At 38.4% G+C, this 25,086-nt stretch carries 19 protein-coding genes; 4 read left to right on the top strand and 15 right to left on the bottom strand.

Features of this window, described 5'->3' with window-relative positions; translation table 11 throughout:
- Positions 1-412: 412 nt before the first annotated feature.
- From HHU08_RS22080 to HHU08_RS22100, 5 genes are all read right to left on the bottom strand, one after another.
- Positions 413-1,684, bottom strand: a complete 1,272-nt coding sequence (locus tag HHU08_RS22080; protein WP_169188709.1) for an IS110 family RNA-guided transposase — start codon at positions 1,682-1,684, stop codon at positions 413-415.
- Between the two features lie 395 nt (positions 1,685-2,079).
- Positions 2,080-2,904: a carbohydrate ABC transporter permease gene (locus HHU08_RS22085; protein ID WP_205835847.1), complete on the bottom strand. Its 825-nt coding sequence runs from the start codon at positions 2,902-2,904 to the stop codon at positions 2,080-2,082.
- A 67-nt stretch (positions 2,905-2,971) separates the two neighbouring features.
- Positions 2,972-3,856, bottom strand: a complete 885-nt coding sequence (locus HHU08_RS22090) for a carbohydrate ABC transporter permease (protein ID WP_016203331.1) — start codon at positions 3,854-3,856, stop codon at positions 2,972-2,974.
- 488 nt (positions 3,857-4,344) lie between these two features.
- Positions 4,345-5,661 (bottom strand): ABC transporter substrate-binding protein, encoded by a 1,317-nt coding sequence (locus tag HHU08_RS22095; protein ID WP_169189353.1) that lies wholly within the window; start codon positions 5,659-5,661, stop codon positions 4,345-4,347.
- A 369-nt stretch (positions 5,662-6,030) separates the two neighbouring features.
- On the bottom strand, positions 6,031-6,984 hold the full coding sequence (locus tag HHU08_RS22100) for a glycoside hydrolase family 113 (RefSeq protein WP_169189354.1): 954 nt from the start codon (positions 6,982-6,984) through the stop codon (positions 6,031-6,033).
- A gap of 160 nt (positions 6,985-7,144) precedes the next feature.
- On the opposite strand from HHU08_RS22100, the gene HHU08_RS22105 reads away from it, so the two are divergent.
- A complete protein-coding gene (locus HHU08_RS22105; RefSeq protein ID WP_016203334.1) occupies positions 7,145-8,494 on the top strand; it encodes an MATE family efflux transporter in 1,350 nt (449 codons plus the stop codon).
- A 27-nt stretch (positions 8,495-8,521) separates the two neighbouring features.
- Positions 8,522-9,715 (top strand): AGE family epimerase/isomerase, encoded by a 1,194-nt coding sequence (locus tag HHU08_RS22110; RefSeq protein ID WP_169189355.1) that lies wholly within the window; start codon positions 8,522-8,524, stop codon positions 9,713-9,715.
- 579 nt (positions 9,716-10,294) lie between these two features.
- On the opposite strand, the gene mgrA is transcribed toward HHU08_RS22110, so the two are convergent.
- From mgrA to HHU08_RS24935, 6 genes are all read right to left on the bottom strand, one after another.
- Positions 10,295-11,287, bottom strand: a complete 993-nt coding sequence (mgrA, locus tag HHU08_RS22115; protein ID WP_040343459.1) for an L-glyceraldehyde 3-phosphate reductase — start codon at positions 11,285-11,287, stop codon at positions 10,295-10,297.
- A 349-nt stretch (positions 11,288-11,636) separates the two neighbouring features.
- A complete protein-coding gene (locus HHU08_RS22120; protein ID WP_169189356.1) occupies positions 11,637-12,512 on the bottom strand; it encodes an ROK family protein in 876 nt (291 codons plus the stop codon).
- 90 nt (positions 12,513-12,602) lie between these two features.
- Complete coding sequence (locus HHU08_RS22125) at positions 12,603-13,994, bottom strand: glycoside hydrolase family 1 protein (protein ID WP_169189357.1); 1,392 nt, start codon at positions 13,992-13,994, stop codon at positions 12,603-12,605.
- Positions 13,995-14,008: 14 nt separating this feature from the next.
- A complete protein-coding gene (locus tag HHU08_RS22130; RefSeq protein ID WP_169189358.1) occupies positions 14,009-16,243 on the bottom strand; it encodes an alpha-galactosidase in 2,235 nt (744 codons plus the stop codon).
- Positions 16,236-17,195, bottom strand: coding sequence for an acetylxylan esterase (locus tag HHU08_RS22135; protein ID WP_016203341.1), 960 nt, complete (start codon positions 17,193-17,195; stop codon positions 16,236-16,238). Before HHU08_RS22135 ends, HHU08_RS22130 begins: the two co-directional genes overlap by 8 nt.
- Positions 17,196-17,372: 177 nt before the next feature.
- A complete protein-coding gene (locus tag HHU08_RS24935; RefSeq protein WP_198013206.1) occupies positions 17,373-17,519 on the bottom strand; it encodes a hypothetical protein in 147 nt (48 codons plus the stop codon).
- A gap of 101 nt (positions 17,520-17,620) precedes the next feature.
- Between HHU08_RS24935 and HHU08_RS22140 the strand changes: the two genes are divergently transcribed.
- A complete protein-coding gene (locus HHU08_RS22140; RefSeq protein ID WP_169189359.1) occupies positions 17,621-18,748 on the top strand; it encodes a GntR family transcriptional regulator in 1,128 nt (375 codons plus the stop codon).
- Between the two features lie 638 nt (positions 18,749-19,386).
- Here HHU08_RS22140 and arfA read toward each other — a convergent pair.
- From arfA to HHU08_RS22160, 4 genes are all read right to left on the bottom strand, one after another.
- Positions 19,387-20,898 carry an arabinosylfuranosidase ArfA gene (gene arfA, locus HHU08_RS22145; protein ID WP_205835677.1) on the bottom strand — a complete coding sequence of 504 codons (1,512 nt, stop codon included), beginning with the start codon at positions 20,896-20,898 and terminating at the stop codon, positions 19,387-19,389.
- A gap of 59 nt (positions 20,899-20,957) precedes the next feature.
- Positions 20,958-21,803 carry a carbohydrate ABC transporter permease gene (locus HHU08_RS22150; RefSeq protein WP_016203348.1) on the bottom strand — a complete coding sequence of 282 codons (846 nt, stop codon included), beginning with the start codon at positions 21,801-21,803 and terminating at the stop codon, positions 20,958-20,960.
- Positions 21,804-22,733, bottom strand: coding sequence for a carbohydrate ABC transporter permease (locus HHU08_RS22155; protein ID WP_169189361.1), 930 nt, complete (start codon positions 22,731-22,733; stop codon positions 21,804-21,806).
- A 66-nt stretch (positions 22,734-22,799) separates the two neighbouring features.
- The gene (locus HHU08_RS22160; RefSeq protein WP_016203350.1) at positions 22,800-24,101 is read right to left on the bottom strand and encodes an ABC transporter substrate-binding protein; all 1,302 of its coding nucleotides are present in this window, start codon (positions 24,099-24,101) and stop codon (positions 22,800-22,802) included.
- Between the two features lie 389 nt (positions 24,102-24,490).
- On the opposite strand from HHU08_RS22160, the gene HHU08_RS22165 reads away from it, so the two are divergent.
- A complete protein-coding gene (locus HHU08_RS22165; RefSeq protein WP_169189362.1) occupies positions 24,491-25,066 on the top strand; it encodes a YesL family protein in 576 nt (191 codons plus the stop codon).
- Positions 25,067-25,086 lie beyond the last annotated feature (20 nt).

The following is a 25,086-nucleotide window of genomic DNA, read 5'->3' on the forward strand; positions in this document are numbered from 1 at the left end:
ACAGAGCAGCCGGAATACACGAAGACTCCCTCCGGAAAAGTTGATATACCAACGTTTGTAGTAGATTATTGGTGAAATAAAAAATTTTTTTTAACTTATTTCAGACTTATCACAGGTGGTTTTCCCCATTTTATAAAATAACTGGGAATGAAGAAGACGCTTCGCTAGAGTCAATAGGGATTAATTGACAAAGGTACATTATTTGATGCACTTTGGTCTCTACTATTCTTACGAGAACGTACCCTCCCATGTCTCTTAGCGTCGCGCGCTTACATTCCTTCGTTTGGTTTCATCATAAGGTAGAGGCTGGCATCCTGCTCCTATATAGACTCTAAGTCATATGTCTTTTTATAAGCCAGCTACTGTGTCATCTTGTGAATTATTTTTTACATTAAGCTCTACCTTGGATATGTTAGGCGGGGAAGACGGAAATATCCTGTCTCATCCGTTCTCCATCAAACAAAACTTCTTGGTGACTTAACCCATGAAATACTTTCAATAGTTTACTACAGAGTATAACAAGTGCTTCTTTTTTCTTTAGTGGATTATTTGTCCTGGTAATATAATATTGATATAAATCGTGAAAGACCTTATTGTTTCGTATTAAAGGGAGTACTGCCCGATAGAGAAGCGATCGTAGTTTTCTTCTCCCTCGCTTTGAAAGACTTTTTCGACCAATATACTTTCCAGAAGAATTTTCTCGTAATGTTAATCCCGCTAATTTTATGAGTTGGCGTGGATGTTGATAATTCTTTAGAGATCCTACTTCTGACAGTAAATCAATCACTGTCTCTTCCCCAATACCCGGAATCGATAAGAGATAGTGAAATTCAGCTAGGTCTTCCACCATGTCTTTTAATTCTTGATTCACTGTTTCTAACTGATTTGTATATAGTTCATATTTTTGTATCAACATAACAATTTCCAGTCGTGCCATTTCAACGCCTTCTGTTAAGCCGATGGATTGTTCTGCCGCCTTTATTAATTTGGCTATTTTGGATCTTGCTGGATAGGCCAGCTGTTCTTTCTCTCGATAGAAAGTGATCAACTCTTCTACCTCTCGTCCTACTAAGTCTACTGGTAAAGGCGTCTGTTTTAACACCGCACAAGCATTCTTTCCTAACTCCTTAAAAGCAGTATAAAATTCAGGGAAATATCGGTCTGTCCATCGAATGATCTGGTTTTTTACTTTCGCTATTTCTTTCTTCACACTCCCCCGAATAGAAGATCCTTGTCTAAGTTCTGCTTCTATTCCTTCTAGCTTGCGAATAGAACTAAAATAGCCGTTTGTGATTAATTTGGCAATAACTCTCGCATCTTTCTTATCATTCTTTGTTTGGAGATTGTCATCCATTTCCTTCGATCGTTTTACATGTAAGGGATTCACAATGACGTAACGAATGCCTTTGGAGGCAAGAAATGCAGCGAGATTCATCCAATAATGACCTGTAGGTTCAAAACCGATCAAAAGATCCTTCTTTCCCTGTTTCTTCATCAATTGATGTAAGTGAATATAAAATTGTTGAAAGCCTTGATTAGACTGATGGACGGCGAAGGATTTACTTAATTCCCGTCCTCTATCATCCACTGCACAAGCATAATGCGTTCTTTTTGCTATATCAATGCCAATGATAAGAGTAGAATTAGTGACTTGATTTATTTTTTGATTACGTTTATTATTCATAGTAGATTCTCCTTGCTGCGTATTGATTGGCGTTGATACATGCATCATATAGGAGTATCTTTTTTTATGCAAGCCCCTAAAACTACCCCCACAGGAATGCTCCTATGGGATTAGCGAGACAGTCTGAGACCCTGCAGGCCACAGGCCGAAGCGGCTCAGCGCGAGCCCCATGGAAAGCGAAGTGTATTCCGGCTGCGGGGAATCGCACCAAACTTCATGGAAACATCCTTTGAAAAACAAATAAAAGCCCGAACAATTATACGGAACATTCATTAGCATCTTCGTATAATTGTTCGGAATTATCCTTGGCTGGAATACTTATGTCCCAGCCTCTTTTTTATTAACTATTTTCTTGTCTTTATAAATAATACGGAGCAGCACTCTTAAAATTAGTTTTATTTGACCGAACCAGATACTCCATTATAAATGTGTTTCTGTAATGTCAGGAACACGATTAAAATTGGCAGGATAACGATGATGACACCTGCTAGGATAACTGGCCAATCTGTGCCGTATGGACCTTTGAAGGCAAATAGTGCAGTTGAAATAACCTTCAAGTCTGGTGACGGCATATAAAGAAACGGGTTATAGAAATCGTTGTAAATTCCTACGCCACTGATGATTAGGATGGTGATCATCGGTGCTTTTAATAATGGAAGAATGATTTTACGATAGATGGTAAAATAAGATGCTCCTTCCAAAATTGCTGCTTCGTCTAGCGAAACAGGAATGTTTTTCAAATATTGTAGGAAGATATAAACGGCAATTACATCTGTTCCTAAGTTAAGCACAATCACAGACCAAATGGTATTGAATAAACCCATTCCATTAATGATTTGGAAAGTTGCCACCTGTGTTGTAATACCCGGTATGAGTGTTGCAAGAAGGAATAGTGCTAGAATAACCTTCTTCATTTTGAAATTAAAGCGATCAAGAACATAAGCTATCATTGTTCCTAAAAGGAGTTTTCCAATAATCGATGCGATAAAGATAAGAATCGTATTTTTAAAACCAGTAAGCATTTGCCCATCGATAAATGCGGTTACGTAATTGCTGAAAGTAAAATTCTTCGGCAATTCTAAGACACCTGTTGTTAAAAATTCCTGTTTGGTTTTAAAGGAGCCGATAATCACAACTAAAACAGGTACGATAGCAACGGCTGCTCCGAGTAATAAGCTTCCATATTTGACGAAAAATCCAAGGATATTCTTTATCATCATCGCAGTCGTTAATCCATTGTCGCTTTTTATTCCTGTTTGTTTTTCAAATCCTGCTTGTGATTTCATCCTATTTCGCTCCTTTCTCTCTTGTTAAGTATTGCTGCAGCAAGGTCACAACAATGACAATAACAAGTAATACTAATGCCATCGCAGAGGCTAATCCGACTTTGCTGAACTTAAATGCAGTGTCAATCGTCTGGATAACGAATGTCTTTGTACCATTTGATCCGCCTGTCATAATGTAAGGAATTTCGAATACGCTTAGTGATCCGCTAATACCGAGAATAATATTTAAGAAGATGATTTGTTTAATGCTTGGCATGATAATATATCGGAATTGCTGCCAGCGATTTGCTCCATCAATCTCTGCAGCTTCATAAATTTCTGAATCAATAGACTGAATAGCACCAAGAAAAATAATGAAGTTAAAGCCCATATAACGCCAGATCGACGTAAATGCCATCGAAACGTTATTAATCGAGCGATCTCCTAACCATAAACGGATTTGATCTTCTAATCCTAAGAAAGATAAAACAGTATCTAACGTCCCTCCACCTTTGTAGAAGTATAAGAAAATAAACCCAATTGCTACCCCATTCAATAAGTATGGGAAGAAAAGAATCCCTTTCCAAAGATTCGCAAATTTCACTTTAAAGGTTAAAACCGTTGCAAAATATAATGCGATTCCTAATTGCACGAATGTTGCAAAGAAATAATATAAACTTACTTTAAAAACGGAGAAATATTCAGGAGTAGTAAAAATTCGAATATAGTTATCCCAGCCAACACTTTCACTTGTTGGACTTATTCCATTCCAGTTTGTAAAGCTATACTGTACCATTTTAAATAAAGGATAATATGAAAATAACAAAAGCAAAAATACTGGTAGTGCGGAGAACAATACAATGATTAATCTTCTTTGCCCATCGTACCCCAATTTAATTTTATTCATCTTGCCTACACCTCTTTATTCTTTCGATAACGCCTATTTATGGAAAACTTATTCACCTCCATCGGCGCCGGAGCAAAATATAAAACTACCTAGAACGGAACTCTCTTTTGTTATAGCAATGTAAAAGGAATAAAGTGAAACTTCCATCAGTGGGGATTTTCCTTCCTCCCCCACTGATGGTTAGTTGAACCATTCGGACCTTTACGGACAGTTGATCTTCCTCGTATTCTTATAAGCTTACGGTTGAGTCTTACTGTCCGTTAAGAGTGGATAAATAATAGCTACAAAGTATGGATGCTACTCTCTGCTGTGTTCCGTCTAAAAAATGATTTTTACAAAAACTTATAATAACGAAGGTTACCTTAAGAGATTGACTCTTTTAAGATAACCCTCCATTCTTTAAAACTGTTGTTTTTCTATCTGTTATCTGTTGTTGTTGTGTTCTAATCGTTCTCATTAAACCATGAGCATGTAACTGCTTTTTTGGTTTATTGACCAACTTCTTCGATTGCTTTGCCCCATTTTTCGTTGAGGTCTTTCATGATATCTTCAAAAGATTCTTTCGTGTTTCCTTTTGCAGAATCCACGATTCGTTGTTTCGTTGCATCTGTTGTGCCTAAACCAATTTCAGAGCTGTTGTTAATATCAGCAAATAATGATTCTTTTCCAGCAGGTGCAGGGGTTGGTTGGAAGAATTCCACGCCAGCTGTTTCCATTGATTTAAGAGCAGCAGGTAGTTGTGCTCCAACTTTTGGAGAAATACCACCAGTATCAGCAGCATAGTTAGACTCTTCTACAAACCAATCTAAGAAAGTACGCGCTGCTTCTTTATGCTTGCTGTTTACGTTAATACCGATATTGTAGTCTCCACCAATTGTAGTATATTGTTTTCCATCATGTGTTGTTGGGAATGCCGCAAATTGGATATCTTCTGGATTTTCTGCTAATGCTTGAACCTGTTCAATTGCCCAGCTTCCTAATACCATTGCTGCGATTTTTCCATCAGCAAGATCTTGCTTAGATTGTTCCCAATCTGTCGTTGTTGGGTCCGCTTCTGAATAGCCTTCTTTTACCGTATCATAAAGTAATTTGTAGATAGTATTCATTGGCTTTCCATCGTCAAATGGCGTTTTATCTGTTGTTAGCTCATTCGTGAAGTTTGGATCTCCTGCTGCGGATTCACGTACGAAATCCCAGTTAGACATTGCCCAGTTAGAAGCATAGTTTGTATATAATGGTGTACTATCCGGATTGGATTCTTTAATTTTTCCTAATGCTGCTATGAAATCTTCTGGTGTTCTTGGGAATTCGGTGATTCCAGCATCATTGAACACTTTCATATTGACAAGTACACCTGTTGTATTTACTGCAATAGGAATACCGTATGATACTCCGTCATATGCACGGTCTGTTAATAGTAAGTATTTTTCTTCTAATTCTTTCTGATCACCAAGTGGCTCAAAGAAATTTGTGTTGTCTTCTGGCTTAATAGTTGTTGGAACCATTAATACATCGCCGTAGTCTTTTGAATTCATACGAATTTGCATTTGGCCAGCATAGTCAGTAATTGTCTCTACTTTCACTTCAATGTCAGGATGTTTTTCATTGAATTCAGCAATGTATTCATCCCATTTCCCATTCCCAGACCAGTCTGTTTTGTGGTTAATAAAAGTGATTGTCTCTTTACCGTCTGCGCCTTTTTCTCCTTGCTTGTCCGAATCACTACTACAAGCACCCAGCATTAACGCAGCTGCACTAGCAATTAGGCCAAAACGAAATAGTTTGTTACTTTTTTTGATCCCCATTCTATTTTCCCTCCAAATAATTAGGTCATATAAAGAGTTGAAGCTATTCTGAAAACCCTATCATTAAGCGCTTACAAACATATTCTACCATGGATATTTTCATTTGTATAGACTTTTATTATAAAAGTAAGTACAAATATTTTCCGTTGTTTTATGAGTGGTTAAGCGTATACATTTTGTTGTTTTTTGAGATAGTAGTTGGTTTTTTATTTGAGATACTTGCTACTAAACAGGCTTTGATAACCTTGCCATGTTACCTTTTGCTTGCTCTCCCAGCTTTACTTTGATTTGACCCCCTCGATGAACACCACTTTTTCACTTAACCATGCTTCCAATGGCTTTCATTCCTCTAATAATCACCGCTTCTCTCTAAATCCACTCCTCATTCCCACCAACAGAAGAATAATAATCTTTAATCACTTTCTCCGCTGCTTTTCCATACACTGCGTAATCTTGATCACTACTTGCTCGTTCAATTGGATAAAGATGAGCTTTCCAATCCCATAGGGCAAAGCCTTTTACCCAGCTTCTTTTGCTTGTCGCTTTAAACATGGCTTCATACCAACTTTTTTGGACTTCTTCGCTGAATTTTCCTCTTTTTGTCCAGTCATTTGGAAGTACATCTCCCCCTACCCAGCTTGGACAACCGGCTTCACAAAAAAAGAATGGTTTCTGATGTTTCTCGACTACCTTTTCAATGCGGTCTAATTGTGTTTCCCACGCATCAATCGGATAATAGCCGCTAGATGAAATTACATCGACAGCATCCCACCATTTTAAGACATCTTCTTGGTATTTATCACAATTGTAGGTGATTAATCCGCTATAAACTTTGCGTACTTCCTTTATAAGATGACGCCATTCTGCCTCTCTTCTGTCTGCATTTACTAACTCACAGCCAATAACAAACATCGGGCACTTCATTTCCTCTGCTATTTTCGCATAGTGAAGAATGTACTCATTATAAGATGCGAACCACTCCGACCATTTTGGTTCACATGGTACATCGGTGTCGAAAAAATTAATATGGGCACGCCATGTGCCGTCCGAAACGTTTACCATTGGTTTTAAAATAACCTTCAAACCCATTTTGTTAGCGCATTCAATTAATTCTATCGTTTCTTCATCACTAACTACATTCGGATGATTCCTCCAATTGATAGTGATGGATTGTGGGGTATCCTGCTCTGCAACAACAGTAAGGACAATATGCTCAACCGCACATCTTTCTTTTAACAACTGTAGTGATTCTTTTGTTCTTGCGTCTTGCCATTCTCCCCTTTTGTTCATAAATCCAAAGCTAAAACCTTTAATGAATTCCATCGAGATTCTCTCCTTTCCATCTATAAACCTATATAAATATAAAGTTTTATATTGAATTGTCTATACTTTTGTTGTAAATTAATTATATATTTCGACTTCTGATATGTAAAGAACCAATCGGGAGAAAAAATAGACAATTTAAGAGAAAGAAAGTGACAGAATGGAAGATAGCAAGAAAGAATACTATAGGAAAATGTTGTATTTCACGATTCCTATAACCATTCAGCTTTTGATTACTTCGGGTCTGAATATAATTGATTCGATTATGGTAGGTAGACTCGGAGTAGATAGTATTGCCGCTGTCGGTATCGCCAATAAATTTACGCAAATTCCAACAATTCTGCTACAGGGATTTGCTAGTGGCGCGACGATTTTTTGTGCACAATACTGGGGGGCCAGAAATAAAAATGGCATTAGTCGCTCTGTTATTTTTGTAAGCGTACTCACCATGATTTTCTCCCTTTTCTTTACGCTTTTGACCCAGTTTTTCTCCTATCCGATTCTTGGCTTCTTTTCATCGGATATGTCTGTTAAACAATTGGGAGGCGAATTCCTTCATATCCTTGGTTACTCCTATGTTTTTACTGCTTTATCGATGATTTTTGTAATCGCTTTAAAAACAACAGGCGAGGTACGGAAACCGACCTACTATAGCGTAATTGCTTTATTAGTTAATACCCTATTAAACTATGTCTTAATTTACGGTAACTTCGGGGCGCCTGCTTTAGGGGTCGAAGGAGCTGCGATTGCTACGCTAATTGCGCGGATCATCCAAACAGGTCTTTTATTTATGCTCCTTGTAAAAAAAGAGTTCATTTCTTTATCGATTATTAAAAAGAATCTCGATGTTTTCCGAAGCAGTTTAAGCAAGCATTATTTTAAAATCACGATGCCATCAATTATCAACCATGGTACGTGGACACTCGGCGATACACTATTTTTCTGGCTGTATGCGTCGATGGGTACAAATCAAACAGCCGCTATTTCGATGATTGATCCGATTATTTTTATTTTCACCTGTATATTTACTGGAATAAGTGATGCCTCAGCGGTAATGATTGGAAACCAGCTTGGAGCAAATGATAAGAAAGGGGCATTTCAGTATGCTAAGAATTTCATCCGGATTACAACGGGTACCTCTGTTGTCGTTGGAATTCTAATTCTGATTGCGCTGCCACATGTATTATCTCTTTATCAACTTACCCCAGAAGTAGAACAACTTGTTTACGGAATTATATTTGTATATATTCCCTATTCGCTTGCGAAAAATTTAAATTATATTAACAATGTAGGCATTCTTCGTGCCGGTGGAGATACAAAATACGTGATGTGGTTAGATACGATCGGCGTGTGGCTCATAGGTCTGCCACTTGCGGCATTAGGCGTATACTTCCAGCTACCTTTGTTTGCTGTCTATGCACTTGCTAACTCCCATGATTTTATTCGAGCTTTCTTGGGAATAAAAAGAACTTATACGAAAAAATGGATTCGCAATATCGTTGAAGGGTAAAGAGTGTAAAAAAGAGGAGGAGTTACGATGAAAAAAGTAGAGTTTATCGAAGAGTTAGAGAATCGCATACTGCCATTTTGGTTGAATTTAGTAGATAAGGAGAATGGCGGTTTTTATGGAGTCGTTGATTACAATCTCAAGATTCATCCTGAAGCCCATAAAGGAGGCGTTTTAGGTGCTAGAAACTTGTGGACCTTTTCCGCTGCATATCAGTACAAACAAGACCCAGCCTATTTAGAAGCAGCCCATCATGCCTATGAATTTTTGAAAAATAAGCTTTGGGATCATGAAAATGGTGGCATCTATTGGATCGTTGATTATAAAGGCAATCCTGTTCTTTCATCAAAACACGTTTATGCACAAAGCTTTGCACTGTATGGCTTAAGTGAGTATTATAAGGTGTCTAAAGATATGGAAGTATTAGCATTAGCACAAAAATTGTTTTACCTCATTGAAAATATTTGCTATTCTGAAGCCTTGAATGGGTATCTGGAAGAGTTTCATGCCGATTGGACGAAGAAGGAAAATGTTTTATTAAATGAAGGTGCGGAGGCTGCTTTTACAACAAATAGCCATTTGCATATTATCGAAGCTTATACGACACTCTATCAAATTTGGCCTGACGAAAAGCTATTAAGTAAAATCGATAATCTATTAACCCTTTTCCATACTCATATTTTCGACCATGAAAAGCATTATTGCCAAGCTGCCTTTGATCCAAATTGGAATAGCATTAAGGATACTTTCTCATTTGGCCACGATATTGAAACGAGCTGGCTTTTAACAGAAGCTTTAACAGTAACAAAGCTTGATCGTCCCGAGATCGTGGAAATAAATAAGCTTATGGCACTTGAGGTTGCAAGAGAGGGACTCGCAGATGATGGATCCCTAATGGATTACAAGGCAAATGATTTCATTCACCCTACAAGAGTCTGGTGGGGCCAAGCCGAAGCAGTAATCGGCTTCCACAACGCCTATGAATTAACGAATATTCCAAACTATTTAATGTATAGTGAAGATGTATGGAAATACATTCAAGCATCTATCCATGATCAGCGCGAAGGTGGAGAATGGTACTCCCGCATTGATGCAAATGGTGAAGTTATTTCTTCCCTGCGTGATACTAAATACTATTCACAAGAAAACATCGTCGATTCATGGAAATGCCCATACCATAATGCTCGAATGTGCTTAGAAATGATTAAACGTTTAACTGATTAAAAGGAAAGAGGTTGGGAAATAAGTATTCCAGTCATAGATAAACCCGAACAACTATCAAATAATCCTAAATGATTGTTCGGGTTTTATTAGTTTTATAAAAGGCTGTTTCAGTACAGTTAGTGTTAATATCCGCAGCCTGAATACACTTCGCTTTCCATGGGGCGAGCGCCGAGCCGCTTCGGCCTATGGCCTGCAGGGTCTCGGACTTTCTCGCAGCTCCCATAGGAGTCTACGTGTATTCAGGCTGCTCCATATTTCCTACTAATTCATTTTTTCTAAAAAAACAATATTTTTTAGGGAATTGCCTTTAAAAACAGAGTGGAATGGAGCGGAAGACACTCGACTCCTGCGGGAAGTAGAGCAATCTTTAGACCCCACAGGCTTTAGCCGAGGAGGCTTAGGTTGCTCCCCGCGGAAAGCGAGTTTCTGTAGCGCAATGGAACGAATTAGTTTTTACACTTGACTATATTTAAAAACATAAATAACCATTGTATAAAAGGAACCTTTATTTAAGTGATAAATTAGAGATTGTTCGTCTTTACAGATTGGCTATCTAGTTTTGTCCCAGCCTCTTATCTTCTATCCTTTTAGCACCTCGTCAATCGCAGCAAGTTCTTCTTCGCTAAAGTGAATGTTGTCCAATGCCTTCACGTTGTCTTCAATTTGGCTTACTTTACTCGCCCCTATTAGAACGCTTGTTACAATGCCATCGCGTAAAATCCAGGCAACAGCCATTTCCGCAAGTGTTTGCCCTCTTTCTTTGGCAATATGGTTTAATGCTTTCACTTTACCAATTGTCTGGTTAACATTTTCTTTATGTAGCCATAATCCCGTTTCTCGGTTTGCACGAGAATCTTCAGGAATGCCATTTAGATAACGATCTGTCAATAACCCTTGTGCAAGCGGACTGAAAGCAATTGCCCCGAGCTGTTTTTCCACCAGTACATCCTTCAAACCATCTTCAATCCAGCGATTAAACATGCTATAGGACGGCTGATGAATAATGAATGGCGTTTTTTTCGCTGCAAAAATTTCAGCAATCTCCCTAGTTTGCTCTGGCGAATAGTTCGAAACGCCAACATATAGAGCCTTTCCTTGACGTACCAATAAATCCAATGCTTCCGCAGTCTCCTCTAAAGGTGTTTCCTTGTCAGGACGATGATGATAATAAATATCGACATAATCAAGTCCCATTCGCTTTAAGCTTTGGTCAAGACTAGCGACTAAATACTTTTTCGAGCCACCATCCCCATAAGGACCAGCCCACATCCCATAACCTGCTTTTGTAGAAATAATCAGTTCATCGCGATACGGCTTTAAATCTCTTTCCAAAATCTTCGCAAAGTTTTCTTCCGCACTACCAGCAGGGGGCCCATAGTTATTCGCCAAGTCAAAATGCGTAATCCCTAAGTCAAACGCTCTTCTCACAAGGGCACGCCCATTCTCAAACAAATCAACATCCCCAAAATTATGCCATAACCCTAAAGACAACGCCGATAATTTCAACCCACTTTTCCCAACACGATTATACAACATCTTCTCATATCTATTTTCGTCTGCAATATACATAATGTATCCCTCTTCTCAAATTATTTAACTGCTACTTTTTGAAAAAAAAATAACAAAGTGGACTAACGATTTATTCGAATTCAGGCAGATCATTTGGTGGTTAGTCCCACTTCGGCGGAACCGTGCCAGTTTGTTTGTGAGCTTAGCAGTTTTATATGCGCATTTTCCTAGTTTAATTGTAGGTTTGGCGCTTTTATTTGCGACTTTGGCACTTTTTCTTGCGACTTTCACCACTTTACTTGCGACTCCGACACTTTACTTGCGACTTTCACCACTTTACTTGCGACTCCGGCACTTTTTCTTGCGACTTTCTCAACTTTACTTGCGACTTCGGCACTTTTTCTTGCGATCCCTACTTCCCAAAAGCAAGCTCATAATTATAAACAGCACCAATTAAATTAGCGTCGTTTTGAAACTCGCAAATAGCTACTTCCGGGATAAATGGGGCAATTTTTGCACTTTCTACTACTTTTGCTAGATGAGCGTTGAGCTCGTCAAGTAGTCCTTCTTTACTGGAGACGCCGCCGCCAATAATGATTTTCTCTGGATCAAAGCTGTACTGCAGATTATAGATGCCTATTGCTAAGTAGTGATAGAACGTTTCAACCTCTTCTTTTGCGATTTCATCTCCTTGTTCTGCGAGTTCAAATACTTCCTTGCCGCTTAATTCGTTTTCTAATTCCATTCGTTTAGAATAGCGTTTTGCCATATTCACTGCGGTGCCTAGATCACTGAACGTTTTATCTTCTTTAAGGAGCATGTAGCCAAATTCACCGCCAAATAGATGTTTTCCGTGGCGGACTTTACCATCAACGATAACAGCGCCTCCTATTCCTGAACCAATCACAACAAATAGCACATTTTGCAGTCCTTTTGCTGCACCTCTCCATACTTCCGCAAGCCCAGCACAATTGGCATCATTTTCCATTGAAACCGGGCAGCCAAATAGCTCCTCTAACTCGAAAAAAACCGGAAAGTGGTGGATATAAGGAACGGCACTTGCCCCTTCAATCACACCTTTACTCTGATTCACAGCGCCTGGAGCACTGAATGCAACGCCGTCAATTGTGTATTTTGCGTCTATCTTTCCTTTTAACTGAACCATTTCTTGTTTCATTTCATCCCAAGTTTTTGGAGTGACAAAAGAGCCTTTATCCACTAGCTGTTCTTTTTCCCATACAGCAAACTTCACGGAAGACCCGCCTATATCCATTACTAATAAAGACATATGAACACCTCCTCATGTGTGCGCTTTCACTCTTATTATATGCTTTAAGAAAAGACCATCGCAAAAGATAAGCGATGATCTTCTTACTAATTATTCAATCCCATTATTAGCACTTACTTCTTTAATCCAATGTCCAGACTTCTTAATTGTTTTCACCTGTGTATGAATATTATTTGAAATAAATCCATAACGGTTGCGGTAGGCATTCATCCAGCTCCAGCAATCGATTGGCGTCCATAAATGGTAACCGTAGCAATTAGAGCCTTCCTCGATTCCTTTATGAACCCATTCTAAATGCTCTTGAATAAATTCGATTCGGTAATCATCCTCGATCACGCCTTCTTCATTTAAGAAGCGATCTTCTCGAGAAACACCCATGCCGTTTTCCGACACGAACCATTCGATATTTTTATAGTTATCGCGAATGTTGATGGCAATATCATAAAGTGCCTCAGGGAAGATTTCCCACCCTTTATCTAAGTTCATGCGGCGACCTGGCATTGCGTAATTATCATAATAACGATCTGGCATCCAGTCTCCAACACTATTTGGTGCTACATCCGGCGCTTTTACGCGTGATGGATGATAGAAGTTTACCCCAAGAGTATCGATCGTATTTTCTTTTAAAATAGCTAATTCTTCTTCTGTTGATTCCCAAATTACTTTGTCTTTTGTTAAAAGTTCCACTAATGCCGGTGGGAATTCACCGTAAACTGCTGTATGAAGGAACATTTCATTGCGCCATAGGTCCGCAATTCGCCCTGCTTCCACGTCTTCTGGCTTATCGCTTGCTGGATAAGAAGGCGTCAGGTTTAAGATGGTGCCTATTTTTGCACCCTTTTCGTTCATCTTCAAATCGCGGAATTCTTTGATTGCTTTTGCAGAAGCAAGGTTTAGATTGTATGCCACCTGCACTGCCTTTTTCCCGTCTACTACTTTTGGATAATGGAATTGGTACAAATATTGTCCATCAACAATTACCATTGGCTCATTAAATGTGAACCAGTGCTTGACACGATCGCCGAATAATTCGAAACAGCGACGAGCAAATTTTGCAAAAAGATCGACGACATGCTTGGATTCCCAACCGCCATATTTATGATATAGCTCTACTGGCAAATCAAAATGGTGTAAATTCATAACCGGTGTAATTCCTTGTTTAATAAATTCATCAATGACATTGTTATAAAAGCGTACCCCATCTTCGTTTAAGCTTGCTGTTTCGAAATCATCAATTAAACGTGTCCATTGAATGGAAGTACGAACAGAGTTTAAGTTGATATCTTTCATTAAAGCAATATCCTCTTCATAGCTATTGTAAAAATTAGATGCTGTATCTGGTCCTACGTGGTTATAGAATAATTCTGGCTCCACTTCATACCAGTAGTCAAAAACATTTGCATGTTGTTTATTAAAACGACCTTCACTTTGCGGTCCAGATGTTGCTGCACCCCACCAAAAATTTTTCGGGAACTTTTTCATGATATTCGTCTCCTTTATTGTTTCTCCGTTAAGTAAAATATTTTGCTGTTGTAATCGGTAATATGCTCTCTTGACCAGTAATCGCTAGCTCGATCGATATAGTTTCCTGCTAAAATAAGCCCGATTTCCATTAAATCATCGCCATATCGTTCTAAGTCACTATTCACTGTATATAATTTATCTGCTTCCAAACCTTTTAGCTGCAAGCGTTCATATGGTCTATTGGGCTTCGCTAAAACTTCATAGTAGCCAACAATTGCTTCTGTTTTATCTTGGGAAACAACCATCCAAGCTGTTTCGTTATTGGTAAAAGGACTTTGCAGACGGATAAATGTTCCTTGTTGTATCAATTTGCGATGTTTTTTAAAGAAGGCAATATGCTCCTTCATTTTCGCATGTTCTTTTTCAGGCATTTTCGTAATGTCTAGCTCATAACCAAATGTACCGAAATAGGCAACATTTGCTCTTGTATCTAGACTTGTCATTCTGCCAACTTGATGGTTCGGAATTGCTGATACATGGCTTCCAATACTAGATAGCGGATAAACCAAAGACGTACCATATTGAATTTTCAGACGCTCTACCGCATCCGTATCATCACTCGCCCATGCTTGCGGCGCATAATAAAGCATTCCTGGGTCAAATCGCGCCCCGCCACCAGCACAGGATTCAATTAACAGATGTGGATATTTATCTAGCAATCTCTCATATAAAGAATACACGCCTAAAATATAGCGATGGAATACTTCTCCTTGCTGATCCTTTGGCAATGCAATAGAGAAGGCTTCGGAAATATAGCGGTTCATATCCCATTTGATATAGTCAATCTTGCTGGTCGAAAGAAGTGCATCCATTTGGGCAAAAATTCCGTCGACAACCTCAGGACGAGAATAATCGAGGACAAATTGGTTTCTGCCATGGGATGTTCTTTTTCTAGGAACATGAATGAGCCAATCAGGATGTTCATTAAAAAGCTTGGTCCCTTTACTGATCATTTCTGGCTCAAACCATAAACCAAACTTTAGGTCTAATGCATGAATTTTCTCTGCTAAGCCTTTGATGCCATTAGGCAATTTATCTTTGTTTTCAAACCAATCACCTAGCGAGGAAGTGTCATCATGCCTTTCCCCAAACCAGCCATCATCTAAAACGAATAATTCGACACCAAGCTCTGCCGCTTTTTTGGCAATATCTAAGATTTTTTCCTCGTTAAAGTCAAAATAGGTTGCTTCCCAGTTGTTAATGAGAATCGGACGCTCCCTATCACGCCATTCGCCTCGAGCAAGTCTTGTACGATAAAGTTCATGGAAGGTCTGGCTCATCCCATTTAATCCTTCATCCGAAAAAACAATAACTGCTTCTGGTGTCTGAAATGCTTCAGTTGGTTTCAATCGCCACGCGAATTCGAATGGATTGATTCCGAGCATTGCTCTTGTAACTTGATACGTATCTACTTCTACTTGTGCTAAAAAGTTGCCGCTATAAATTAAACTGAAGCCATAAGCTTGGCCTGTATGCTCTGTCGTATCTGGTCGCACCAATGCCATAAAAGGATTATGTTGATGACTGCTCGCCCCTCTCGCACTAGAGACAGCTTGAATACCTGTTATAACTGGCTTTCTCTCCATATGATTTTCCCTTGCCCAGGCACCATGCAAATGAACAAGTTCAAAGTTCTTATCTGGAAAATCAAGGCTTAAACTCATCGCCGACTCCAAATCATATTCATGCTCTCCGTTGTTTACAAACTTCGCACTGCGAGCAATCGCCTTTCTTCCTGCAAAAATGGTATAAAATAAATGAATACTTATATCAGAATACGTATCTTTTAATACAACTTCTAATGTCTCCGCTTCGTCCATGTTCTCTACATAAGTAGCAGGTAGCCCAGTTAATGCTGGTTTTCCTTCTAGGATGTTATGATGATCGTAACGAAAATCAGAAATTCGATCTCCTTCCGGATAGCGGATTTGCTGAGCTGGCGTACGAAAGTCAGTTGTTCCATAAGAAGGATATTCTTGTCTTATATGTTCTAAGGAAGAGGTATGATCCCCCTCTATTTGGTTATTCGAGGGACGAATCTCTCTTTCTAGTAAGTATTGAAAATTATCACGATGTCTAATTGCTTTGCCAAAATAGAGATGCTCTAGCTGAGATGTTTTTTCTATGACACGAAATAAATAACTAATAAGTCCGTTTGTTAAATGAAATTCTAGTGTTTCTTTATTGAACGTAATCATTTTACTCATGATCTAGCAAAAACCCCCTGACTCTATCTCCTAGTTTCGGCAAATATTCATGCCCATACTCTGGGAAGAATATCATCTCTTTTGGTGATGAAATCTGATTGTAGACAGCAAATTGTGTCACTGGCGGGCAAACCCCGTCTTCTAAAGCAATCGCCCACTTTACTTCCGCCTTAATTCTAGGCGCTAAATGCTGTAAATCGATATATTCTAATGTATCGAAAAATTCCTCTTCTCTGTCATGCATTGGATCGCGGAATCGGAACCAATAAGCCAATTCCTCATAAGCAGAAGCGTTAATATCTAACTCAAACACTTTTCGATAATCACTAAGGAATGGATATTGTGCGACGACTTTTATCACTCTCGGTTCAAGTGCTGCACAGGCTAACGATAAAGCTCCGCCTTGCGATGCCCCTTGAACAGAAATCTCCTCTTCATCGACTTCCTCCATGCTCATTAAAATTCTTGCAGCATGAGCAGTATCTAAAAATACACTTCGATAATAAAGGCTTTCTGGTCCTTCTTCGACACCACGAATAATTAACCCTTTTAATGTCGTTCCTTTTGCGGTTGTATTATCTTCTGATTCTCCGCCTTGCCCGCGACAATCCATCGCAAGAACGGCGAATCCCTCTGTTACCCAAGAAAGCTTATCGCCAAAGTCACCGCTGTCCCCATGGTAACCATGGAACATCAGCATACCAGGCACTTTTCCTTCTATTTTCTTCGGTCGGATGTATTGGCATCTTATCTTAGCACCTTTTACACCCGTAAAATATAAATTGTAAAAGTCTGCTATTTTTGAAGGAATGTCTACTTTTTCTAACTCGTAATCCAAGCTTTGTTCATCCAGCTCTTGCAACGCCTTATCCCAAAACACATCATAATCCGCGGGCTTTCTACCAGAGCCTTTATATTCTCGATATTCATTGATTACCTGCTCTTTTTTCATGAAGGGCACCTCCACACTGTTATCGCTTTCATTATAATGTATATACCTGAAATTGTAAATGTCTATATTTATTTTAAAAATGTAAAACCAAAACTTTGGGTGATAGCGTTAACTCGCTGGTGTGGCTATTTTATTGGTGATTTTGCTCCCTATTACTTGCCGATTCCACGCTTTTATTTACGATATCAGCTTCTTTACTTGCGACTTCACCCCTTTTACTTGCGACTCCCACCCTTTTACTTGCAACTTCCACTCTTTTTCTTGCGACTCCCACTCTTTTTCTTGCGGTTCACCACCTAATACTCCTTCACTCTTTCGACCCAAAATAAAGAAACTTTTCACAAAAAAGCATAAATAATGTATATCTGCAGAATTATCTGCATTTGTTAGAAGTAACAGATTTGCTTTTAAAGGGGGGCTTTACAGTGGGACGACATTCGAAGAAGTTAATAGTGGTTGATGCGGTAAAGGATTGGGTGATGGATGGAAGAGTGAAGCCAGGAGAGCGATTTTATTCAGAGTATGAACTGGCGAAATTATTTGATGTGAGTAGGCATACGGTTCGTCTAGCGATGAGAGAGCTGGTTCATGAGGGGTGGCTTTATCGGGAGCAAGGTGTTGGCACTTTTTGCGGCGAGCCTTTTGCTAGTAAGAAAGGCGATAGCAAAACAAATGGGAAAAATATAGGGGTGATGATGACTTATCTTTCCGATTATATTTTTCCATCGATTATTCGCGGAATGGAGACCTATTTGACGGATAGAGGTTATTCTTTAACATTAGTCTGTACGGAAAATGACCATGCGAAAGAACGGCTATGTCTCCGCAATTTGCTTGATTTGAACATGGATGGCTTTATTTTGGAGCCTACTAAAAGCAGTCAATTTAATCCTAATATGGACTGTTATCTTGAACTGGAAGAGCGTAATATTCCGTATTTAATGATTAATCAGTTCTATTCTCAGCTTTCTCCCTTCCATTTAAAAATAGATGATGTCAAAGGGGGATATATGGCGACAGATCATCTGATTCAGCTTGGTCATGAACAAATTCTAGGAATCTTTAAGTCTGATGATTTGCAAGGTGTTCATCGTATGCAAGGCTTTTTGCAGGCAATGCGAAGCGGAAAACGTCCAATTAGTCCAGAGCATGTCGTAACCTTTACAACCGAACAATTAAATGACGATTTTACAGAAAAACTTTTGAATACGCTTACAAACAAAAACACAATGCCAACTGCGATTGTTTGTTACAATGATTTTATCGCAATGTCAGTACATAAAGTTTTAGAAAAATTACAATTGTCCGTACCAGAGGATGTCTCTCTCATCGGATTTGATGATGTTAAACCAGCTGGATCAACAAAGATACCATTAACAACCATTGCCCATCCGAAAAGCCGTATGGGGGTTGATGCTGCTAAATGGATTATTGCAGCAGTAGAAGGAAAAGAACTTAATCTATCAAACGAGCCTCCTATTATTTATGAACCAGAACTAGTGATACGTTCGTCAACGGACGTCGTAAAAAAGAACAGATCCGCCGTGTCCTAACACACGCGGATCTGTCATCCTATAAAGACAACTAACCATCGATTTATATGTAAAAAATACAGAGGATGCAATGGTCAAAGTGAAAGAATTTTGGCAAAAGAAGAGTCGAACTGCGCTGAAGAATGAAGCAAAAGAGCTCTAGTAGTATTTTACTTAAGAAAAAGGCTGTAGTGTTTGTTTTTCGAACAACACTACAGCCTTTTTGATGTTTGGTGGTGGTGGGAATGATGAAAATTCTATTTTAGCCGAGCCAGAGTCACTTTAATTGGAACGAAAATGTTGGATATCAGCCAAAGTTTTATTTTTTCAGCTAAACTTCAGCTCATATCAGCCAATCTTTTGTTTTTTCAGCTAAACTTCAGCTCATATCAGCCAATCTTTCGTTTTTTCAGCCAAACTTCAACTCTTATCAGCCAAACTTTTGTTTTTTCAGCTAAACCCATCACGATATCAGCCAATCTTTCGCTTTTTCAGCCAAACCCATCACGATATCAGCCAATCTTTCGCTTTTTCAGCCAATCCCATCACGATATCAGCCAATCTTTCGTTTTTTCAGCCAAACCCATCACGATATCAGCCAATCTTTCGCTTTTTCAGCCAAACCCATCACGATATCAGCCAATCTCCTCCTCCCCCCATTACTTCCCCAACCGAATCACATTCCAAGATAACTTCGGCAATAAAGCGGACACTTTTCCATTTTCCACACTCGCATCTCCTTTAGAATGCGGGGCAACCGGTTGAGCCTGAACGGAATTTGTTCTTTTTAAATCTGGATTTTCCAGGACTATATGCTCGACCACTTTATATCCATCAAAGTTACGAATATCACATTCTAGCTGTAAACCCTCTTCCTGATCTCTATTAACTGCAAAAATCGTTAACTCTTCTGTTTCTTCATTATAGACTGCCGTAGATTCTAGGAACGGGATATCTGTGAAATCCTTGCTGTCATATTTTGGACTGGAAATAATCGGATTCAATGCAACTCCTCTTCCATAAATAGAAGTATGCATATATGGATAAAAAATAGTTTGTTTCCAAGCAGGACCATTTGCTTCTGTCATGATAGGCGCAATTACATTTACCAATTGAGCAAGACAGGCAATTTTCAACCGGTCTGCATGCTTTAACATTGTAATTAACATACAGCCTACTAAAAGGGCATCTTCAAAATTATAGATATCTTCTAATTGAGGTGGCGCAACAGTCCATGGTTCTATTCTTTTATCTGCCTCTTTGGAGTGATACCATACATTCCACTCATCAAAAGATAAATAAATAGATTTCTTGCTACGTTTTTTTGCCTTGATATAATCCGCTATACTGATGACGGAGCGAATGAAATCATCCATTTCCAGCGAAAGGGCTAAATAATTTCCGATATCATTATCATAATTTCCATAGTATTGGTGGAGCGATATAAACTCTACATGATCATACGTATAATCTAATACTGTCGCCTCCCATTCTGCGAATGTTGGCATACTGCGATTGGAGCTTCCACAAGCAACAAGTTCGATCGATGGATCCACCCATTTCATCACTTTCGCTGCTTCTTGGGCAATTCGCCCATATTCTGCTGCCGTTTTATGGCCAATTTGCCAAGGACCATCCATTTCATTCCCAAGGCACCAGGTTTTTATTTTATGCGGTTCTTTGTAACCATGGCTAATTCGTAAGTCACTGTAGTAGGAGCCACCTGGATGATTACAATATTCTACTAGATTTCTAGCTGCATCGATCCCTCTTGTTCCTAAATTGACCGCCATATTGACTTCAGCATCCACCTTTTTAGCAAAATCCATAAATTCATTTGTGCCAATTTCATTTGTTTCTGTCGTTCTCCATGCAAGCTCTAAACGCTTTGGACGTTCTGCAATAGGTCCAACACCATCTTCCCAATTATAGCCAGAAACAAAGTTTCCACCTGGATAACGAATGATTGGGACTTTTAGCTCTTTAATTAGGCCAATGACATCTTTTCTAAAACCTTGTTCATCTGCCGATGGATGTCCTGGTTCATAAACGCCTCCATATACAGCACGCCCAAGATGTTCAATAAAGGAACCATAGATTCTCTTATCTATTTCTGCTACTTTAAAATCCTTTTCAATAATCATTTTTGCCTTTTGACTCAATGGAATCATCCCTTCTGCTGAAAAATTTATATTCCGCCTTACGGAAAAACATTTATAGAAGTAGACTTTTATCCTTTCACTCCGCCAGCTGTCATTCCTTCAATAAAGTAGCGCTGGAAGAAGATATAAAGAATTAGTACTGGAAAAATCGCCATTACCGAACCTGCAATCAATACATCATAATTATTTCCATACGGTGTTAGCAGCGTGGATAAACCGATAGGAAGTGTTAAATTTTCGCTAGATCGTAAAACAATAAGTGGCCATAAGAAATTATTCCAGCTTCCTAAAGCCTGCAAGATAGCCATTGAAGAAAAAGCTGGCGCCATCAATGGCATCATGACACGAAAATAGATGCCAATTTCCGTACAGCCATCTACACGGGAAGCATCAAGTAAGTCTTTAGGTAAACCACTTGCATATTGCCTGAAAAAGAATATAGGAATAGGAGCAACCACAAAAGGAAGAAATGCCCCAAGCAATGTATCCATTAATCCTAGACTCATTGTTAACTTATATAAAGGGAGCATGATGATTTCCACTGGAATCATCATAACGATTAAGACTAAACCAAAAATGACGTTCTTTCCTTTAAAGTTATATACTGCTAGCCCATAACCAACCATACTTGTGAGTAATAAGCAGGATAAAGTTGATATAATCGTAATCACAATACTATTTTTATACCAAATAAAATAGTCCGTATCCCCAGTAAATAAAAAGGAGTAGTTGTTTAAAGACAAAAGCTCTGGCTGCAACTTCAAATTCAGTCCAAATCTTAATATCTCTGTGGATGGTTTTAATGAGCCAAGAACAATAGCAAACAAAGGAAATAAGGCAAAAACGCTAATGACAAGGAATAACAGAAAGAGTAATATCGATGTTAACTTCTTGCCTTTTCTTGCAGGATTCATCTACTGTTCCTCCTTTCTGAACATCCCAAAGAACTTTAATTGAATAAAGGTAATGATAAAAGTGATCACCAATAATGTAATGCCCACCGCAGAGCCAAATCCTAAGTTATTTTGTTCAATTCCCTTCTGATAAAGATAGCCAACGATTGTTAAACCAATATTATTGGGGGAGCGATTGCTTCCATATAACATATAGCTTTCTGCAAACATGGAAAGTCCACCATAAATACTAATCGTAAAAACATAAATAGATATTGGCTTTAATAGAGGTAGGGTAATATGTGTGAATTTCTTCCAAGTAGATGCTCCATCTACTTCTGCTGATTCGTAAAGTTCTTTTGGAATATTTTGCAGACCTGCTAAGAAATAAAGAATATTGATCCCCATCCACTTCCATGTAGCAAGCACAACAAGCACAAACATACTTGTTCCAGCATAATTAAGCCAAGCTCTTGGCTCTAATCCAAAAGTAGAAAGAATGGAGTTTAATAGTGCTCCATCTTGGCCTCCAAAAATGAGACGAAAGATAATTCCAGCTACTACGACAGAGGTTAGCGCTGGTATAAATGTGACGGATCGGAAAAAATTTTTCGCAAACATTAATTTTGAGTTTAGTAGTACTGCCAATATCAATGGCAATGGGATAAGAATACAAAGAGTCAATAACGTATATATCGCGCTATTTTTTATTGCTGTTAGAAAGGTAGAATTCCATAACCCTGCATAGTTTTCTATACCGATGAAAGTAGTTTGGCCTGGCAATACTTCTTGGAAACTCATAATAAAAGTAGATACTACCGGGTAGGCAAAAAAGATAGCAAAAGAAATAATAAAAGGTAGAACAAAAAAATATGGAGCTGCTTTTTGTGAATATAATAGATTAGTACGTCTCTTTTTCCCAAGCTGCTTTCCTATACTTCCCTTATCCATGTACCCTCCTCCTATCTTTTTTTATAGGGAGTATTCAACAATCAAACACCCCCTCATTTGTAAAATTTATTCTAATTCCTTCTGGGCCTCTTCTAGAACTTGCTGCGGATCCTTCCTATCAATCAGTGTTTGAAAGAGTATTGTTGTTTTAACCGCATTTGAAACGTCTGGTGTTTTTTCACCAATATTTACTCCTTCGATTTCATCTTCTACCTCAAGTAATGTATCAAAAATATTCGGGCCAAAATATTCAGTAAACTGGTTGGATTCCTTCAACTCTGGTAATTCCCAAACGTCTGTGCGAATAGGATCAAATCCTAATAACTGCCAAATCTTGATATTCCCTTCTTTTGATAGCTTTGCATAGGCGAGGAATTTTTTCGCAAACTCAGGATGTTCTGATTGATTGGTTACTACTGTCCCTGTTCCACCCATTCCGGCTGATCTTGGAGAGCCTTCTTTCCATGATGGCATTGGTCTAATGATTATTTTCCCTTTCAAATCTGGCATATAATCTGTGAATCTTCCCATATACCACATTGGCATCCAAACAGAAGCAGCACCTCCATTATTCATAAAGCCATAATACTCTTCAGCATGGTGATCATTACCGGGTGCTGGAATAGCAATACCTTCTTTTACTAATTCTTGCTGGTATTTTAATACGTCGACAATGCGCGGATCAGTTAGATTGACGTTACCATTATGGTCTAATAAATCATCATTTCCCTCTAGTTGAGCAACCTGTGGCCAAAAGGACCATTGATCCTCCACATCAAGTGTTGTCATTGGTATACCTGTTTTCTCCACAACCATTTTTCCTGCTTCTTTAAAATCTTCCCATGTGACGATATCATCTGGATTTACACCGGCTTTATCCATTATTTCTTTGTTATAATAAATAACAGCTGCCCCAACATGAAAGTCTATTCCATAGGTGACTCCATCCTTCGAATAAATATCTAGTCTAGATTGCACGACATTTTCTCTTTCTGGATCGACCACATCATCCAATGGCAAAATCTGAGGTGTTCCTTTTAAAAAGTTACCAAATTTACTAATTTCTATATCGGAAATATCTGGAGCCCCTTTTCCTGATTGCAAGGCGACAAGTAATTTATTATGCAAGTCTTCATATGGATACGTATTTACCTTAATGCTGATTTGATCGTCTGGATTTTCTTCATTCCACATTTCCGCCATTTTTTCATAATACTGTCCATGCAATTCATTAAAGGTCCATAATTCTACTTTTGTCCCCTTTCCCTCATTGGAGTAGCCTGAGTTAGAACTATCCTTATTACAGCCAGCTAAAAATACGGAGAATACAAGCAGCATGACAAGAAAAGCAAACATACTCTTTTTCATTTTTTATCCCCTCTTAGTTTGTTTTTATGCTAACCCTTATTAGGATTTAAGCCATGGCTAAAAGCTGTTCTTTATTTTAGATTTGTTTAAATTGATTTACATGTTTACATAGTATTAACTAAATTAAAGTTTAATGAATACGTTTTCATTTTTCGTTCGATTGGCATAGAATTTATGTAATATTTTCATATTCTTCTTCATCCAACGTCTATTCCTAGTTCCATAAGCTTGACCCTTTTCTTCATTTTTAAAAAATAGCTGTTCTTCTAAGTCAAAAGAACGAATTTATCTTTTTCCTTCTTTTTAATAAAACCTAAAACATATGATTTAAAAAGAGGTTAATCCTTTTAAATCTAGCAAACTTCAAAATATAAAGGAGGTCATTTACAATGTTTACTAATCCTCTTATTAATAAAATCTACTCCCTTTCCAATTGGATAGTAAAAATATGCTATGTGAACCTATTATGGGGGATCTTTATGCTAGTGGGATTGATTGTATTTGGGTTTTTCCCCGCTACGGTTGCGCTGTTTACTGTTTGTCGGAAGTGGATGTTGGGGGATCGCGATATCTCTATTTTTTCAACCTTTTGGAGTGCGTATAAAAAGGAATTTATCCTGAGCAACCTTTTAGGAGCTCTTCTGCTTTTTATCGGGCTTGTCCTATATGCTGATTTACTAATGATTCAACAAACTACTATTATCGTTCTACATTATTTGTATGTCCCGCTCCTTCTTATTTGTGGGTTATACCTATCTACTATCCTTTCTTTTTTTCCAATGTACGTTCATTATGATACTAAAGGGTTCCAGCTGATTAAAAATGCCTTTCTTATTGGCTTCATTGCACCTATCTCTTTTGTGAAGCATATCATCGGTCTTGGAATCATTAGCTATTTATTCATTACATTTCCTGGATCTGTTCTTCTCTTTGGCGGATGTATCCCAGCCCTTTACATGATGTGAGTTGCCAACTCGGCCTTTAC

It is taken from the genome of Niallia alba (genome assembly GCF_012933555.1).
In the GTDB taxonomy this organism is placed as follows: domain Bacteria; phylum Bacillota; class Bacilli; order Bacillales; family Cytobacillaceae; genus Niallia; species Niallia alba.

Coding starts and splice junctions, on each gene's coding strand:
- HHU08_RS22080 (WP_169188709.1), bottom strand. CDS start 1,684: ATGAATAATAAACGTAATCAAAAAATAAATCAAGTCACTAATTCTACT.
- HHU08_RS22085 (WP_205835847.1), bottom strand. CDS start 2,904: ATGATGATAAAGAATATCCTTGGATTTTTCGTCAAATATGGAAGCTTA.
- HHU08_RS22090 (WP_016203331.1), bottom strand. CDS start 3,856: ATGAATAAAATTAAATTGGGGTACGATGGGCAAAGAAGATTAATCATT.
- HHU08_RS22095 (WP_169189353.1), bottom strand. CDS start 5,661: ATGGGGATCAAAAAAAGTAACAAACTATTTCGTTTTGGCCTAATTGCT.
- HHU08_RS22100 (WP_169189354.1), bottom strand. CDS start 6,984: ATGGAATTCATTAAAGGTTTTAGCTTTGGATTTATGAACAAAAGGGGA.
- HHU08_RS22105 (WP_016203334.1), top strand. CDS start 7,145: ATGGAAGATAGCAAGAAAGAATACTATAGGAAAATGTTGTATTTCACG.
- HHU08_RS22110 (WP_169189355.1), top strand. CDS start 8,522: ATGAAAAAAGTAGAGTTTATCGAAGAGTTAGAGAATCGCATACTGCCA.
- HHU08_RS22120 (WP_169189356.1), bottom strand. CDS start 12,512: ATGTCTTTATTAGTAATGGATATAGGCGGGTCTTCCGTGAAGTTTGCT.
- HHU08_RS22125 (WP_169189357.1), bottom strand. CDS start 13,994: ATGAAAAAGTTCCCGAAAAATTTTTGGTGGGGTGCAGCAACATCTGGA.
- HHU08_RS22130 (WP_169189358.1), bottom strand. CDS start 16,243: ATGAGTAAAATGATTACGTTCAATAAAGAAACACTAGAATTTCATTTA.
- HHU08_RS22135 (WP_016203341.1), bottom strand. CDS start 17,195: ATGAAAAAAGAGCAGGTAATCAATGAATATCGAGAATATAAAGGCTCT.
- arfA (WP_205835677.1), bottom strand. CDS start 20,898: ATGATTCCATTGAGTCAAAAGGCAAAAATGATTATTGAAAAGGATTTT.
- HHU08_RS22150 (WP_016203348.1), bottom strand. CDS start 21,803: ATGAATCCTGCAAGAAAAGGCAAGAAGTTAACATCGATATTACTCTTT.
- HHU08_RS22155 (WP_169189361.1), bottom strand. CDS start 22,733: ATGGATAAGGGAAGTATAGGAAAGCAGCTTGGGAAAAAGAGACGTACT.
- HHU08_RS22160 (WP_016203350.1), bottom strand. CDS start 24,101: ATGAAAAAGAGTATGTTTGCTTTTCTTGTCATGCTGCTTGTATTCTCC.
- HHU08_RS22165 (WP_169189362.1), top strand. CDS start 24,491: ATGTTTACTAATCCTCTTATTAATAAAATCTACTCCCTTTCCAATTGG.